Origin of the sequence: Actinomadura monticuli (genome assembly GCF_041463655.1) — a bacterium.
Taxonomy (GTDB): domain Bacteria; phylum Actinomycetota; class Actinomycetes; order Streptosporangiales; family Streptosporangiaceae; genus Spirillospora; species Spirillospora monticuli.
In genome coordinates, this window is record NZ_JAXCEI010000006.1 from 260,194 (window position 1) to 275,335 (window position 15,142).

Here is a 15,142-nt window from a genome sequence, read left to right on the forward strand (position 1 = left end):
AGGCCGCCGTCTTTCATCTGCTTCAGCTCACGTGGCGAACATCGTGGATATCTCGCGGGCAGACGACGTCGGCACGTCCTCCCCGGAACCGGCGTGGGAGATGTCGGGCATGGACCACGTCCAGTTGCCGGCGGGCGCGGTGCTCACCGAACCGCCGGCCCCGCTGTGGGCGTTGGTGCTGGCGGGCGAGCTCACGCTTGAGGCGGCGTTCGAGGCGCAGACGCTCGCCGAGGGGGACGCCGTCCTCATCGACGCCCGCACCGCTCACCGGCTCACCGCGTCGGAGCGGCAGGAGGAGTCCGCCCTGGTCGTGGCGGACCTGCGCATGGCCGTCCCGGCCCGTCGGCTGCCCAGCCCGCTGGTGGTCCGCGGCTTCGGCACCCGGCACGGCGGCGTCATGGCGCTCGTCACGCAGTGCCCGCTCGAACGTGCGTGCCGGCCGACCCTGTTCGCCGCCAGCTACGGCAACCTGATCGGCGCGGCGATGACCACCTCCTGGTGGGAGGACCAGGGCGGCGACGCCGGACCTCCGGACGAGGCCGTCACCGCGGTGGTGGCCGCCGTGACCGCCCGCCCGTCCGAGCCGTGGACCGTCGAGGGGATGGCCCGCCTGGTCCACCTGTCGCGTTCCGCCCTGGGCGAGCGGTTCCGCCGCGCACTCGGCCGCGGACCCGCGGAAGTGCTCAGGGAGATCCGCATGCGGGAGGCGCGCCGGCTGCTCGCGGACCCCTCGCGTCCGGTGGAGTACATCGCGTCCGCCGTCGGATACGGCTCCGCCGCCGCATTCAGCCGGGCGTTCTCGTCCCACCACGGCGTCGCGCCGCAGGCGTGGCGGGAGCCCTCACCCGCGCGGGACGCGCAGCGCGGCGAAAAGCAGCCCGGCCGCCGCGGCGAACCCCGTGCCGAGCAGGAAGGCCGCCTGCACGCCGCGGGCGTCCAGGAGCGCGCCTCCTGACGCCGACCCCAGCGTGATCGCCACCTGGAACGCGGTGACCTGCAACGACAGGGCCGACTCGACGCGCTCGGGTTCGACGCGGGTCACCCACAGCTGGGTGGCGACGGGGACCATGTTGAAGCCCACGCCCCACACGACGACCCCCGCGGCCAGCACCGGCAGGGGCGGCGCGGTCGCGGTGACCAGCAGACCGCCGGCCAGCAGCAGCGGGGCCGCGGTGACCACCACGCGCAGCCGTCCGGCGAACCGCCCGGCGGCGAGGTTGCCCGCCATCCCGCCCACGCCCCAGGCCAGCAGCAGCCATACCGTGGCGCCCGTGTCGACGTCCTCGATCGCGACCCGGATGAAGGGGTAGGCGGCGAAGTTGCCGAACGCGACCAGGACCACGCCCAGCACCCCGGCCATCAGCCACCGGTTGGCGAGCGCCGCCCGCAGCATCGCCATTCCGGCGGCCGGGTGCGGGGGTACCGGCGGCAACGTCACGGCCACGGCCACGGCAGCGGCGATGCCGAGGGCCGCCGCGACGCCGAACACCAGCCGCCAGCCGACCGCGTCGCCGAGCAGGGACGCCAACGGGACGCCGCCGATCGTCGCTAGGGTGACGCCCAGCGCGATGGACGTCGAGACCACGCTGTCGCGTCCCGGGACGGCGCGGGTTCCGGCGCCGAACGCGAACGACCAGTACCCGGCGATGGCGACGCCGAGGACGAGCCGACCGAGGAGCAGGACGGCGAAACCGGGGGCGACCGCCACCGCCAGGTTCGAGACGGCCGCCGCGACCAGCAGCCCGGTCAGGACCGTGCGCCGGTCGGTCCGCGGCAGCAGCACCGCGATGCTGGGGGCGGTGACCGCGCCCGCGACCGCGGTCGCCGCGACCGCCAGGCCGGCGGTGCCCTCGCTGAGCCCGAGGTCGGCGGCCATCGCGGGCAGCACGCTCGCCGGCAGGAACTCGCTGCCGACGAGCACCGCGATCCCGGCGGCGAGCGCGACGATCGGCGACCAGTTCGTCGAGCCGCCGGACTGTGCCTTGGACTCGGGCGGCGGAGTGCCGGTGGACGGCGGCGAGGACTGGGGCGTTGACATGCCGTCCAGCCTCGCCTGATCCGCGCCGCCGCAGTTGATCGCGTGACGCGCACAGTTGATCGTGTGACCGGTCTGCGCCGTACGCGATCGACGATGCGGGATCGTCGTCAGGAGTCGGTGTAGTCCGATCGCGCACGTAGAACCACCTCTGGACGACCGGCTGTACCCCAGGACGGTCACCTGGAGCAAAGGCGCGCCGCCAGGTGTCAGTGGTGTCGCTGCCGCAGGTCGTAGTGCTGGGAGTGAAGGTCGAATCGGGTGAGTACGGCGCGTGCCTGGGGTGGTACGTAGGACCGGGTGGGCCCGCCGGCGAATCGTTCGATGGCGGCCATGTCGTCGAAGACCATGGCGGTGAGGAATTCGTGTTCGCCGGTCTGCTCGGCGGGACGGCGCCGCCAGACGTCGAACGAGCGCAGGCCGTCGAGATTCCTGGCCAGGATGCCCGGTGCCACGTCGGTGTTGAGGATCTCGTCGTAGCTGTCGGCCAGCTCGGCGGTCGTCCAGCCCCGCCAGAGTCGAAGGATCATCGCCGCTCCCGATTTCGACAGTATGCTGTCATTCTATGGTTTCCCGAGGATCATCGGCAACGGTCGAGGCGTACCGCCTTCTCATCGCCGACGTGTACCAGCTGGCCGGGCTGTCTCGGCACACCTCCGAAGACATCGCCCGCGCGGAGGGGCAGTCGACCGCGCGCTGGCACGTCCTCAGCGTGCTGAGCGACGGGCCGATGACGGTGTCGAGCGCCGCCAGGCGGCTCGGACTGGCCCGGCAGAGTGTCCAACGAGTCGTCAACGAACTCAAAGCCGCAGGGCTGGTCGTCGGCACCGGCAACCCCCATGACGGGCGGGCTCCCCTGGTCCACCTCAGCGACTCGGGCCGCCAGACCCTGGCGCGCCTGGACGCCGCCGGACGCCGTCACCGCAGCCAGCTCCTCGCCGACACCGACCTCGACCCGGGGAGCCTCAACCAAGCGCGAACCACCATCAACCAGCTCATCCACATGCTGTCGGCACAGACAACGGACATCACGACGAACGAGACCACCCGGTGACCCAGCCTCACGCACGCCGACTGGTACCGGCTCGACCTCGGCGACGTCCCAGCCGAACCATGACGCCGCCCGCTGCGCGGGGGTCGGCTGCTTGACTGTGACGTTACGTCACACCTGAGAATTGTGGGCGTGCGGATCAAGGAACTGGCCGAGCTTGCCGGCACCACCGTGCGAGCGATCCGGTACTACCACAGGATTGATCTACTGCCGGTGCCTCCGGTTCGTGACGGGTGCCGGGATTACGACCTGGTGCATGTGGCTCGGCTGGCCCGGATCCGCTGGCTGACGCAGGCTGGTGTGCCGCTGTCGAGGATCGCGGGCATTCTGCGGTCACCGGATGGCCCGGGTCTCGGCTCGGCTGACGCCGTCCGCGACTCGGTCCTTGTCGATCTGCGTGCCACCCTCGCCGCGCTCGACGATCAGCTGGAGCAGCTTCGGGTGCAGCGTGACCGGGTCAGCCGGCTCGTCGCTTCGGTCGAGCACGACGACCACCTTTCGCCGATGCCGCCGGCGATGGCGCACTTCTACCAGGGTCTGGAGCAGCGGGCCGGCGACGAAACGGTTCGCCGCGAGATCCGGCGTGAGCGTGACTTCCTGGAGCTGGCGTACTACCGCGGCGACCTGCCGCCCGAGGTGGACATCTTCTACCAGGGCTTCGACGACGCGCAGCTGACCGAAAGCCTGGAACTCTTCGGCCAGGCCGCCGCCCGGTCCGTCGCGGCATCCGTCCCGACGGACGAGCAGATCGAGCAGATGGCCTCCGCTCAGGTGGCCCGCCTGCGTCGGCATCTGGGCACGGACCTGCCGCGGGTGGCCCGGTCGGTCGACTTGGATATCGCCCGACGGGCCGCCGACCTGTACGTGCGGTTCACCCCCGACCACGATCGCCGCCGGACACGTGCGATCACCGACGCCATCCTGGCCATGATCGAGGAGGCACGCTCCCAGTGACACAGGACCACGCCATCGAGGTGACGGAACTGGTCAAACGGTTCGGCACCGTCACAGCCGTCGACGGCCTCAACCTGTTCGTTCGGACCGGTGAGGTGCACGGCTTCCTCGGCCCGAACGGTGCCGGCAAGTCCACGACGATCCGGGTGCTGCTCGGGCTGTACCGCGCCGCCGGTGGCCGGGTCCGGGTCCTCGGTCTCGACCCGGCCGTCCACGCGGCCGAGATCACCCGGCGGATCTCCTACGTGCCCGGCGAGGTGAACCTGTGGCCGAACCTGACCGGCCAGGAGGTACTCGACGCCCTGGCCGGGCTCCGCGGCCGGCGGGACTCTGCGGCTGAACGACGACTTATGGCCGACTTCGCCCTCGACCCGGGCAAGACCGTGCGCACCTACTCCAAAGGCAACCGACAGAAAGTCATCCTGGTCGCCGCGTTCGCCGCCCCGACCGACCTGCTGGTGCTGGACGAGCCGACCTCCGGCCTCGACCCGCTCATGGAGGAGCTGTTCCAGCAGTGCGTCCGGCAGGCTGCCGCGGCGGGGCGTACGGTCCTGCTGTCCAGTCACATTCTCGCTGAGGCCGAGACGCTGTGCGAGTCGGTGACGATCATCAAGGACGGCCGGCTCGTGGAGTCGGGGCGCCTGGCCGACATGCGTCATGTCGCCGCCTCCAAGATCACCGCCAAGCTGCCCGCCGGTCAGGTCCCGGCCGTCGCCGAGGGACTGCGGTCGGCCGGCCTCACCGAACCGGTGGCCGGGGACGGCGACCTGCGCCTGAGCGTGCCGCGTCCGCAGGTCCCGGCCGTCCTGGGTGTGCTCGCCGGTGCGCACGCGCAGGACATCACCTGCACACCGGCGAAGCTGGAAGACCTGTTCCTGCGCCACTACGAGGTGGTCGCCCCGTGATCCTGACGCGGCTCATGATCCGCCGACACCGGGTGCTGATCACGTCCTGGTCGGTGCTGCTCATCGCGCTGGCCGGCGCCACCGTGTCGGCCTACCAGTCCACCTACCCGACCCCGCAACAGCGGCGGATCGCCGTCGAACTGGCCCAGCACAACCCGGCCACGATCCTGCTGTACGGCAACCTGCCCGACCCGGGAACCCCGGCGCAGATGTTCGCCTGGGAGATCGGCGCCTTCGCCACGATCCTCGCGGCGATCATGGCGGTCCTGGTCGCGGTCGCGCTGACCCGCGCGGCCGAGGACGATGGCACGTTGGAGCTGGTGCGCGCCTGCGGTGTCGGCCCGCGGGTGCCGTTGCGGAGCGCGTTCGCCATCCTGGCCCTGGTGGCGGCGGTCCTGACCGTCGGCTGCACGGTCGCGGCCGGCCTGCACACCGGCCGGGTCGACGCCATCACCTGGCCGGGTGCCGCCGCATTCGGCTCGGTCGTGGGCTTGACCTTCCTGCTGGTCGCGGTGCTCGCAGCGGTGCTCGCCCAGGTCGTGCCCACTGCCGGCGGCGCACGCATCCTGGGGTTCGCCGCTGTAGGCACCGCTTTCGGCGTCCGTTCGATCGCCGACACCCAGCACGTCGGTTGGCTGAACTGGCTGAGCCCGCTCGGGTTGCGGGCGACCGTGCGACCCTTCACCGGCAGCCGCTGGTGGGTGCTGGCGACCTATCTCCTCGCGGCACTGGCGTTGGCGTGGCTCGCCACGGTACTGCACGATCGGCGGGAGTACCGCGCCGGCCTGCTCCGCCGACGCGACCGGCGCGAGTCGCACCTGACCATCCGCTCCAGCCTCGGGCTTGCCGCGCGGCTGGCCCGTCAGCCGGTCGCCGTCTGGACGGTCGCGGTGGCGGCTATCGGAACGCTGTTCTCCGCGATGGGCTCCGGCGTCGTCGACCAGAGCCAGGGCGGCGACGTCGGCGGTTTTCTTGGCGCACAGCTCGGCGCGGGTGATCCGGTCGCGGGCTATTTCGCGTACTGCGGAACGGTTGTCGGCATGGTGGCCTCGTCGTTCGCGGTGCTGTCCGTGCTCAGGAGCCGGCGCGACGAAACCGGTGGCCTGACCGACCATCTGCTCGCGGCCGGAATCCGCCGCTGGGCGCCGCTGGCCGCGCAGGTGGCCGTGACCGCCCTGGGGACCGCGGCCATCCTCGTCGCGACCGGCGCCCTCAGCGCGCTGGTCGCGCCGTCGGTCATCGACGGCACCGACGTTGCCGGGCGGTCCTTCGGCTACATCGCCGGCCAGTGGCCGGCGGCGATGGCGATGGCCGGATGGACGGCCCTTCTGGTCGGCCGCTGGCCGCGGTTGAGCTGGCTTGCGTGGGTCCCGCTCGTCACCAGCGCGACGCTCGCGCTGCTCGGACAGCTGCTCGGCGTGCCGCGAAGCGTCCGCGACCTCGGCATCTTTCAGCATGTACCAGACATCGCCGCCCCTAACGCGAACATCCGGGGGCTGCTCATCTTGCTCACCTTCGCAACAGCCGCGACCCTGCTCGGTGTCGCCGGCATCACCCGACGCGACATCGTCACCAGCTAGCGGGTAGTCGGTCGGCTTCGCCGAGCGGCCCGCGCCGCTGGTTGCAGGACGCGGTGGTCTCGTAGTCCTCCTCCACGAAACCGCGCAGCGCGTCCTTGCTCATCCCCTGCTTGACACCATCGCGCCGCAGCCGTGTCGCCGCGAGGCTCACTCGCCCCTCCGGTAGCCACATCGCCTGGACGAGGTCGGACCCGGTCACGTTCGACCCCCGAACCAGCCAGGTGCGCCGAGGCCCCACGCTTCCTGTGGAACTCGGGGTACTCATCGGCCATCGGACTCCCTTGTCCTATGGGTCGCTGCCGGGCGCGGCCAACGTAACACCGGCCTCAGGTCGGCTCAGGTGGCGTGGCGCCAGGGAACGCCGGGGAGTTCTTCCTCCCGGCCGTCCGCGCGCCTCAGCCGTACCTCGCGCTCCTCGGTGGCGTAGCCGATGTCGCAGAAGTGGAGACCGGCGTCCGCGAAGATCTTGGAGAGCTGCGACGCTCCGTCTTCCGCGACGGTGAAGACCAGCTGGAAGTCCACCGAGTCGCCCAGGACGACCGAGGTGAGATCACCGTGGGTCAGCCGTGCGACCTCCGCCACGATGTCGGCGACGGGGAGTGCGCTCTCCTCGACCACGAAACCGACGCCACCGGCGGCGGCCAGCGACTGGACGCCGGCCTTCAAGCCGTCGGAGGTGTCCTGGCAGCTCGTCACCACACCGCTCGTGCTCAGGCAGCGCCCTTCCCGGACGAGCGCTTGGGGACGTCGCCATGCGGATATCAGCGCTTCCTCCTCGGCCGGCGGGAGCTTCGCCGAGCCGCGGTCGAGACCGCCGAAATAGCGCTGTGCGGACGCCGCGACCCCTGTCGGCCCTGTGACGCAGAGGCGATCTCCCGCGCGGGCACCGGTCCGCAGCAGTGATCCGCCTCGCTCGACGATGCCCATGGCGGACGCGGACAGGATGATCCTCTCCGCGCTGCCGATATCGCCTCCGACGTTGGGCGTGCCCACCTGCCGGCAGGCGTCGCGAATCCCTTCCATGAGGGCCGTGAAGTCGTCGTCCGGCAGTGAGCGCGGGTAACGGACGACCGTCAGAAGCGCGATCGGCAGCGCGCCCATGGCGGCGATATCGCTGAGATTGGCCATCGCCAGGTAGTAGCCGATGTCGTAGTTCGACAGGTGGCCGAGTTCGTACAGCTGGAATTTCGGTCCGCGGACGTAGTCCGATCCGACGACGATCTCCATGGGGCCGTCGATTCCGAAGACCGCGCAATCGTCTTGGGCGTCGGCGCCCGCGATGAGTTCGGCCTGGACTCCGTTCTGCAGCCGCTGCGACCATCCTGACTGCCCTCCGAACATGGGCGCGATGATGTCGGCCAGCCGCGTCGGCTCGTCGGAGGCGGTGCCGGTGCTCTGCATAGAACCCATCCCATCCTCAACCTTTCGCGGGGTGTCAATGGCTAAGGCAGCGAAAGCCTCCAACGCGCAGTCTCTCTCATCGTCGCCATCAGGACGTCTTTTCGGACGACGACTGCGTAGTCCCACTCCGGGTCCGGGATGCCCAGAATTCTCCCTGCAACTGATCGCAGATATTGGCGGGGCCTCGCCTGTACCGCAGCGTACACCTGGTGTTCGACCGTGTCCCCGCAATAGAAGTATGGGCGATCGTCATATCCGAACTGTTCTAGATCGGCTAGACCGCCCAGGGCGGTCGGCGCCAGACCATCCCTCGCCATCAGCGCGTTGACCTCCCTGGACGGGAGGGGAAGGAGGTGAATATGGGCGTGGGTGACGCATGCGGAGCCTTCCATTCCCATTGTTGAACCATGCTCAAGGAAGACCGGATCGCCAAAACTTGCCGCGTATAGTGGGACTATCCGCTTAAGTGTCGTTGCCACGTCTTCGGCGTGGTCGCACATCACGGCACCAAAACTGACATAGTGGGCAGTCGGTACCAGGAGCAGATGTCCCCAGGTCAGTGGCGACATATCCGCGAGCAGCGCGAGGGTGCTGCCGCGTCCGATGATCCTTCCCGGCGGGGATCCGCTGTAGATGCGATGGAAGGTGACGTGCTCGACCCCGGCGAGCTCTTGACAGAAATCGGACCCGGCACAAGAGTCTCGTTCGGTCACGGATCACCTCGACCGCAATTCGGACTGGCTTATTTGCTTTTTTTGACTGACCAAAATATGGCCGCGCGAAGTCGGCAGCCATATTGTTACTCGTCCCGGGTATGGTCTGGCAAGGGTGCGGCGGGATTGCGGTGTGCCGAACGGGGATGAGCGGTAGATGAAGATGGCGGCAGCACGTACCGTAGACCGCTCAATCGTGCTGGTGGCAACGGTACTGCTCGCCGGCAAGCAGTACGGCTTCCCCTCGGCCGAGTTATGGAAAGATGTCGAGCGTGAATACTCGTACGTCTTGATCGTCTTGATCCTGACCGCCGGGTTCTTCGGCGTCGTATCCCCCTGCGAGTCATGGTCTCAGCGTCTCCGCGTCGAGCGCCGTCTGGTCATGCGCAGGCATGTCCTCACCGCATTCGGGCAACTGATCGAAGTGTGCAGATCGGTGACACCCGAGATCGCGGTGAGCGATCCAGGGCTGCACATCTGGCAACGGAAACGCAATCACCGGCATCCGCTTCGCGGTGAGCTCACGCGCGTGGCCACGTACCGCCTCGGCGCGTCACCGGCGACTCGCAGGATTCGCCCGACCCCCGGTGTCGGCGTCGTGGGACTATGTTGGAAGCTCGATCAGGAAGTAAGCGTCGATGTGGCGAGGCTCGCCCGAGACCTGGTCGACGAGGCCGCATTTTCCTCATATCGGGCACAGGAGGGTGCGGATTCCGTGATGGGGTTCGGCTGGGAGGAGTTCCAGCGCTACCGCCATCGCGGTGCGGTCTTCGCCACACCGATCAGAAACGGTCGTTCCGGGTTCGCGGGCTGCGTCAGCTTCGATGTATCGCATGGTCACGATGCCCTCGACGCGCCGCGCATCTGGCATATCCTCAACGCATTGAGCTTCGTGGTCGGGGAGGATGGGTTCGAGAATGTCTGAGGTGGGCGATATCACCCGTCAGACCTGCGGCTGCTACGACGCCAATGCGAACTCCTATGGCGAAGCCTCCGAGGACTACGACAGGTTTCCCGGACTACGCGCGGAGGTCGTCGAGTTCGCGCGGCTCGCTCCTCATCCCATGCCCGTCCTTGACCTTGGATGCGGTGGTGGCCGAGACACCCGGCTGCTGGCATCGCTCGGCCGTACGGTCATCGCGGGTGACTACGCTCCGGCCATGCTCGAATGGGCCCGCAGCCGATCTCGTGAGGAGGGGCGAACGCTCGGCTACCTGCGGCTGAACGCCCTGGCGCTCCCGCTCCGGGACGAGTCGGTGGCCGGGGTGTGGGCGTCGGGAAGCCTGCTCCACATCCCATCGGCCGGAATGGAACGCGCGCTGGCAGAGGTTCACCGCGTACTCGTCCCGAGCGGTATCACGGCGATAAGCATGCGCGTCGGGGACGGGGAGGGCTGGAAGGAGGGCGGATCGCTGGACGGGCGGCGCTGGTTCACGTTCGTCGATCCGGACGCGTTCGCGGGCCGCCTGGAGGCGGCGGGATTCACCGACGTCCGGATCCGCTTCGCCGGCCGTGCCGGTTGGTTCATCGCGGTCGGGACGCGATAGCCCGCATCATTGCCAGGCGTCCGGGTCGGAGTTGGGCGCGGCCCGGCGAATGCCTCCGCGAGGATCATCGACATCGCCATGGTGCCGGGGGATCAGGTGGATGTGCAAGTGGTCGATGCTCCGCCCCGCCGCCTTGCCGTCGTTGATACCGATCGTGTACGCCTCGGGAAAGTACTTCTCGTCGATGAGGCCCCGTGCCGCGCGCATCAGGCTGTAGGCGCTGAGGACCTCCTGATCGTCCAGCTCGAAGAACGAGACGACATGCCTTCTCGGGACTATTTCGATGTGTCCGGGATTGGCGGGAAAATTGTCAAAGCGTGCATAGAATAACTCGTTCTCGCAGAGAATCTTGTTGATTGACGGGTCATCCGGTTGACAGAAGAGGCAGTCGGTTGCGATCTCATGAGACCGAGGCTGGGGCTTGTTCTCTGCAAGCCCGCGGCGCTTCGGGAGGAAATCGATCAAGCGTCGAAGTCTTCTGCGACGCTCTTCTCCCGACATATGCCCGATGAGCATTGTGTTTCGAGTCTCCCCTGTCGCCCGAATGTATGGGTATGTGCAAGATTGAATGATCAATTGCGCAGTAGAGTATGCGCGGTCAGACTTCGCAGATGTTAGCGGCTGGGATGGCTGCATGAAGGTGAATGGTCACAGGAGTCATCGGGGTCACGGTAGATCCTTACGGTGGACCGTGTCACAAATGTCGTATCTGCCCACTAGAACACGTTACGACTCTGGTGTTTCGTATTGCAAGGTTTTCGCTGCGTGAAATAGTGACCGCTTGCCGGGGTTCGGCCGGTGCCGGCCGTTCGGTGCGCCAGCGTTGTGCGTGGTCAGGGAGTCTCGCGTTTTCGCCGCGGCGGCAGCGCTTTGTGCTCGGAAGATCTTTTGTCCGGGGGGCGGCCTCTCAGCCCGGAGTGCGGGCCGAGCCGCAGGTCCGTGTCGGCGGCCAGGGGCAAGCCAGGACTCTGCCGGACCGCGCGTCGGTCGGCCTCGCCCGGTCGTCGGACGTCAGACGGGATCCCGGCCCGCACCGCTCCTGGCCGTTCTGGACATCGCGAACCCCAGCCGCCAGCCGGTGAACATGTGTTCCACCGTGGCCAGTACAGCGGCCGTCCAACGGTGTCGATCTGCCTCACATCCCCAACCCACGGCACGGAGTCGTGGTCGCCGCGGGGGTGGATGCTGATGATGCGGTCGTGTCCGAGAACACCACGTATTCGGCATGGGCTTGGCCGCCCCCCCAGCTCGGCATCGACCGCGCCGCCGCCGTCATCGCCCCGCCCGACCCGGACGCCGAACCGCTCATGCTGCTCAACCCCCGCGTGATCAGCGCATCAGCCGAGACCGACGAGCAGTATGAAGGTTGCCCGAGCTTCTTCGACGCCCGCGGCCTGGTGCCCCGTCCGCTCAAACTGGAAGTCGCCCACACTCGGCTGCACGGACGGCAGGTGGTAGCCGTCCTGCAGCTCTACACCGACCGGATGCGTGAGGGCGTCCACCCGATCCCCGTCGAGGACTATCGAGGTACCGGTCAAGCCTGGACCTAGCGCTGAGTCCCCTGGACGCGGACGTGTCCGCTTGGCTGATGTTGCCTCTGGGATAGGCGGACGGGCTTGGCCACTTGCTGCGGGGGGTGAGGCGGCGGGTCGTCCGGGCAGGGGGCGGGACGGCTCGCCGCTGCTCGGTGGCCGGGGGCGGCGGGGGCCGGTGGTCAGTGCGTGTCGGCGGCGGCCTGGACGGCGGTGCGGAGGGCCGCGCGGGTCAGCAGGAGGACGGGGCCGTCCGGGTCCTTGCTGTCTCGCACCGCCACCACCGCGCTGGCCGCGTCCGCTAGCTCGACGCAGTCGCCGCCGTTGGAGCCGCTGTGGCTGCTCTTGCGCCACGTAGCGTTCTTCAGGTCCACTTTTCTCGGGCCACCTTTCTTATGAGTTCACGTGACATTTCTTCTGTCAGTGCCCGTGAACGCAAGCTGACCAGGGTCCGTGCAACGACGGACAAGTCTGCGGGGTCGTCCGTCGTGAGGGGGCGGACGGCCGTCTCGATGTACGCGACTTCGCTTCGATCCGCCATCGTCGCGACCACGAACGCGCCCATGTTGCCGTCATGTTCACCGCTTCCCAACACTACTTGAACCGTGATGTTGGGCAACATGCTCACGGCCAGCAGGTGTTCCAGCTGCTCCCTCATGGTCTCCGGGGTTCCGACCTGGCGGGAGAGCGCCTGCTCGTCGATCAGGATCACGTAGATCGGCGGGGCGGAGCCGTCTTCCCGCGGGTCCTTGAGGATCTTCTGGCGCTCGATCCGGGCGTCTGCGGCCTCCTGATTGCCGTGCAGGATTGCGAGTGCGTAGGCGGGGGTTTGGGCCAGGCCGGGAATGACCGAGTGCTGATAGGTGACCAGCATCGCGGCATCGGCCTCGATCTTCGGCCAGTCGAACCAGATCGGGACGGGGTGGCCGTCCTTGTTGAGGTCCTCCCAGAGGTTGATGAGGGCGCCGCCTGCCTCCAGGTACTCGTCCACGAACTCCACGAACGAACGGGTGGCGCGCTTCTTCCCATTCTCGATCTTGCTGACCTGCGGGCCGCTCACCTGCGTCAGGTGAGCGATGGTCTCCTGCTTCACGCCTTTCGCCTCGCGCAGGCGGCGCATCTGACGGCCGAAGGCGATGAGGGCGGGGGACTCGCTGGGGCGACGCTGGCGACGTGGGGACATGTCAGCTGCCTCTCGTGGCATCTGCCCTTGGGGGATATGATCTTCCTTTGTCTGCCACCTTCCGGCGGCAACCACATCATACTCAAAAAGTGCCTCACTGTGTTGCTTACATCACACATGGTGAGGAGATGCTCATGGGCGAGGCAGCCCAGAACGAGATGGTGGTGAAGCAGGACCTGAAGGTGGTCGCGGAGGTCCGTCAGTTCGTGCGGCTGGTCACCGGCGGGTACGGGATGGACGACTTCGTGCCGTGCCTGGTGGCCAGCGAGCTGGTCACCAACGCCCTCCAGCACGCGACGTCCGCGACGGACGACGATGTGATCTTGCGGTTGAGCCGTACCGAGGACGACGCGCTGTGGATGGAGGTCCAGGACGCGGCCTGCGGCCTCCCGCACATGCTGGAGGCCGACGCGTCCAGCGAGACGGGCCGGGGCCTGTTCATCGTCGACCAGTACGCCCGCTGCTGGGGCATCCGCGCCCTGGCCGGCAACTCCGGCAAGGTCGTCTTCGCGGTCATCGACCGCACCTGAAGACCAGCGGAGGGGCGTTCCCTCCCGTCCGCCCCTCCGCTGTCTACTGGACGCCTTCCCTCCGGCGCCCGTGCTCATGGGGTGGGGTGGGTGTTCGACCACCTGCGGAGGGCTATGGGGACGTGGGGAGGCGGATGCGGGTGAGGATGTCGGCGATCTCGCGGGTGCGTTCGTCGTCGGGACCGTTGATGACGAGGTGGTCCTGATAGAGGGACTCGAAGACGTTCTCTGCGGCGGCCTTGTCACCGGCGGACAGCAGGAGCATGCCGATGCTGTGCCGGATGTCGAGCGCGAGTTCGCTGGCGTGGCTGTCGGCGTTGGCGACATCTTCGAGAAGGCGCCGGAACTGGTCCAGCGCGACGGTGTTCTGGCCGAGGTTGGCGCGGCAGAGAGCGGCGTAGCGGCGGGATTTCAAGGCGCGGTCGCTGGACGGCCCGGCCGTGCGGGCATAGGCGTCGGACAGCGCGTCGAACTCCGGGAGGGCCGTGCGCGAGTCTCCACCGAGATAGAGGATCAGCGCACGGTGGAAGCGGAGCTTGAGCAGGTCGGGGCTTTCGGAGCCCAGCATCTTGGCGGCTGGGCGGATGACGGCCTCGACGACGTCGGCGGCCTGCGCGAACCGCTCGGAGCCGAGGAGTTGAGTGGAGCGCTTGAGAGCGTCGTCGATGGCGTTGCGGAGTTGGGTCGGCGGCGTGGTAGGTGCGTACGGGACGGTCGGAGGCGCCGGGACGGGAGAAGGTCGGTGCGCGCGGCGGCGCGGGGCGTTCGGCTGCCGGTAGAGGAGCGTCGGGTCGGGCATCTCGCCGAGCCGCCGGCTCGTGGCGAGCGCGGGCGAGCCGGGGGACGGAAGGAACAGGAGAAGGCGCTCATAGACGGCGTAGGCGTCCGCCGGTCGCTGCTCGGGCTTCTTGGCGAGCAGGTCCAGGACCAGTTCCTCAAGCTCTGGCTGCACTTCCGGACGCAGCTTGCGCAGCGGCTCGGGTTCGGCAGTGATGTGCTGCTTCCAGAGTTCGAACTGGCTGTTGCCGTCGAAGACTGGCGCCCCCGCCAGGAGTTCGTGCAAGACGCAGCCCAGCCCGTACAGGTCGCTCTGCGGCGTCACCTGGGCCGCGTTGACCTGCTCAGGGGACATGTAGCGGCTGGTGCCCATCGGTGCGCCGGTGACCGTGATCTTGGTGACGTCGCGGCGCAGGATCGCGGCGATGCCGAAGTCGAGGACCTTGACGGTGCCGTCATCGGTCACCAGGACGTTGTCCGGTTTCAGGTCCCGATGGACGACCGGGATCGCGTGCGCATGAGACAGGACGGTGGCGATCTGCGCGGCCGTCGCGGCGGCCCAGGCGATCGGCAGCGGATCGGCCGGGTCGATGTAGGAGCGCAGGTTCCTGCCCTGGATGTATTGCATCACCAGGTAGAGGCGATCCGCGGAGTCGGCGTCCAGCACCGCGTCGTACACCTGGGGCACGCCATGGTGCTGGATGCGGGCGGTGACGCGCGCCTCTCGGCGGAATCGTTCGGCCAGGTCGGCGATGTGCTCTGGGGCGAGCAGCATGTCGGGACGGATGGCCTTGACGGCGACCTCGCGGTCCAGGACGGTGTCGTAGCCGCGCCAGATCGTGCCCATGCCTCCGGACCCGATCTCCTCGATCAGTTCATAGCGGTCGGCGATGCTCCTGACCGGCATTCTCGCTCCGTGTGCGCTCGCCCTGAT

General features: G+C 68.4%; 18 protein-coding genes. 9 read left to right on the plus strand and 9 right to left on the minus strand.

Translation table 11 applies throughout. From position 1 onward, the window contains the following. Positions 1-31 precede the first annotated feature (31 nt). A complete protein-coding gene (locus SM611_RS15800; protein ID WP_371950290.1) occupies positions 32-955 on the plus strand; it encodes an AraC family transcriptional regulator in 924 nt (307 codons plus the stop codon). Here SM611_RS15800 and SM611_RS15805 read toward each other — a convergent pair. Next, positions 842-2,038 (minus strand): MFS transporter, encoded by a 1,197-nt coding sequence (locus SM611_RS15805; RefSeq protein ID WP_371950291.1) that lies wholly within the window; start codon positions 2,036-2,038, stop codon positions 842-844. The genes SM611_RS15800 and SM611_RS15805 overlap by 114 nt on opposite strands. Positions 2,039-2,244: 206 nt before the next feature. Further along, on the minus strand, positions 2,245-2,565 hold the full coding sequence (locus tag SM611_RS15810; RefSeq protein WP_371950292.1) for an antibiotic biosynthesis monooxygenase: 321 nt from the start codon (positions 2,563-2,565) through the stop codon (positions 2,245-2,247). Positions 2,566-2,657: 92 nt separating this feature from the next. Here SM611_RS15810 and SM611_RS15815 point away from each other — a divergent pair, with 92 nt between their 5' ends. The 4 genes from SM611_RS15815 (at position 2,658) to SM611_RS15830 (ending at position 6,525) form a co-directional block, all read left to right on the plus strand. Then, positions 2,658-3,089: a MarR family winged helix-turn-helix transcriptional regulator gene (locus SM611_RS15815; protein ID WP_371950293.1), complete on the plus strand. Its 432-nt coding sequence runs from the start codon at positions 2,658-2,660 to the stop codon at positions 3,087-3,089. 129 nt (positions 3,090-3,218) lie between these two features. Next, on the plus strand, positions 3,219-4,040 hold the full coding sequence (locus tag SM611_RS15820) for a MerR family transcriptional regulator (protein ID WP_371950294.1): 822 nt from the start codon (positions 3,219-3,221) through the stop codon (positions 4,038-4,040). Beyond that, a complete protein-coding gene (locus tag SM611_RS15825; RefSeq protein ID WP_371950295.1) occupies positions 4,037-4,945 on the plus strand; it encodes an ABC transporter ATP-binding protein in 909 nt (302 codons plus the stop codon). The genes SM611_RS15820 and SM611_RS15825 overlap by 4 nt, the downstream gene beginning before the upstream one ends. Continuing rightward, positions 4,942-6,525 carry an ABC transporter permease gene (locus SM611_RS15830; protein ID WP_371950296.1) on the plus strand — a complete coding sequence of 528 codons (1,584 nt, stop codon included), beginning with the start codon at positions 4,942-4,944 and terminating at the stop codon, positions 6,523-6,525. The genes SM611_RS15825 and SM611_RS15830 overlap by 4 nt, the downstream gene beginning before the upstream one ends. On the opposite strand, the gene SM611_RS15835 is transcribed toward SM611_RS15830, so the two are convergent. The 3 genes from SM611_RS15835 to SM611_RS15845 form a co-directional block, all read right to left on the minus strand. Continuing rightward, positions 6,515-6,724, minus strand: a complete 210-nt coding sequence (locus SM611_RS15835; RefSeq protein WP_371950297.1) for a hypothetical protein — start codon at positions 6,722-6,724, stop codon at positions 6,515-6,517. The genes SM611_RS15830 and SM611_RS15835 overlap by 11 nt on opposite strands. A gap of 137 nt (positions 6,725-6,861) precedes the next feature. Beyond that, complete coding sequence (thiL, locus tag SM611_RS15840) at positions 6,862-7,926, minus strand: thiamine-phosphate kinase (RefSeq protein WP_371950298.1); 1,065 nt, start codon at positions 7,924-7,926, stop codon at positions 6,862-6,864. Between the two features lie 41 nt (positions 7,927-7,967). Next, positions 7,968-8,639 (minus strand): HIT family protein, encoded by a 672-nt coding sequence (locus SM611_RS15845; RefSeq protein ID WP_371950299.1) that lies wholly within the window; start codon positions 8,637-8,639, stop codon positions 7,968-7,970. A 157-nt stretch (positions 8,640-8,796) separates the two neighbouring features. Here SM611_RS15845 and SM611_RS15850 point away from each other — a divergent pair, with 157 nt between their 5' ends. Further along, the gene (locus SM611_RS15850; RefSeq protein WP_371950300.1) at positions 8,797-9,564 is read left to right on the plus strand and encodes a hypothetical protein; all 768 of its coding nucleotides are present in this window, start codon (positions 8,797-8,799) and stop codon (positions 9,562-9,564) included. Position 9,565: 1 nt separating this feature from the next. Next, positions 9,566-10,186 (plus strand): class I SAM-dependent methyltransferase, encoded by a 621-nt coding sequence (locus SM611_RS15855; RefSeq protein ID WP_371950301.1) that lies wholly within the window; start codon positions 9,566-9,568, stop codon positions 10,184-10,186. Positions 10,187-10,192: 6 nt separating this feature from the next. On the opposite strand, the gene SM611_RS15860 is transcribed toward SM611_RS15855, so the two are convergent. Continuing rightward, positions 10,193-10,651, minus strand: a complete 459-nt coding sequence (locus SM611_RS15860) for an HIT family protein (protein ID WP_371950302.1) — start codon at positions 10,649-10,651, stop codon at positions 10,193-10,195. Between the two features lie 734 nt (positions 10,652-11,385). Here SM611_RS15860 and SM611_RS15865 point away from each other — a divergent pair. Further along, on the plus strand, positions 11,386-11,736 hold the full coding sequence (locus tag SM611_RS15865; RefSeq protein ID WP_371950303.1) for a peptide deformylase: 351 nt from the start codon (positions 11,386-11,388) through the stop codon (positions 11,734-11,736). A gap of 164 nt (positions 11,737-11,900) precedes the next feature. On the opposite strand, the gene SM611_RS15870 is transcribed toward SM611_RS15865, so the two are convergent. Together SM611_RS15870 and SM611_RS15875 are read right to left on the minus strand one after the other, a co-directional pair. Beyond that, a complete protein-coding gene (locus tag SM611_RS15870; protein WP_371950304.1) occupies positions 11,901-12,092 on the minus strand; it encodes a DUF397 domain-containing protein in 192 nt (63 codons plus the stop codon). Continuing rightward, positions 12,083-12,901, minus strand: coding sequence for a helix-turn-helix domain-containing protein (locus tag SM611_RS15875; RefSeq protein ID WP_371950305.1), 819 nt, complete (start codon positions 12,899-12,901; stop codon positions 12,083-12,085). Before SM611_RS15875 ends, SM611_RS15870 begins: the two co-directional genes overlap by 10 nt. A 134-nt stretch (positions 12,902-13,035) precedes the next feature. Between SM611_RS15875 and SM611_RS15880 the strand changes: the two genes are divergently transcribed. Beyond that, positions 13,036-13,431 (plus strand): ATP-binding protein, encoded by a 396-nt coding sequence (locus SM611_RS15880; RefSeq protein ID WP_371950306.1) that lies wholly within the window; start codon positions 13,036-13,038, stop codon positions 13,429-13,431. 112 nt (positions 13,432-13,543) lie between these two features. On the opposite strand, the gene SM611_RS15885 is transcribed toward SM611_RS15880, so the two are convergent. Beyond that, a complete protein-coding gene (locus tag SM611_RS15885) occupies positions 13,544-15,115 on the minus strand; it encodes a serine/threonine-protein kinase (protein WP_371950307.1) in 1,572 nt (523 codons plus the stop codon). Positions 15,116-15,142: the final 27 nt, after the last annotated feature.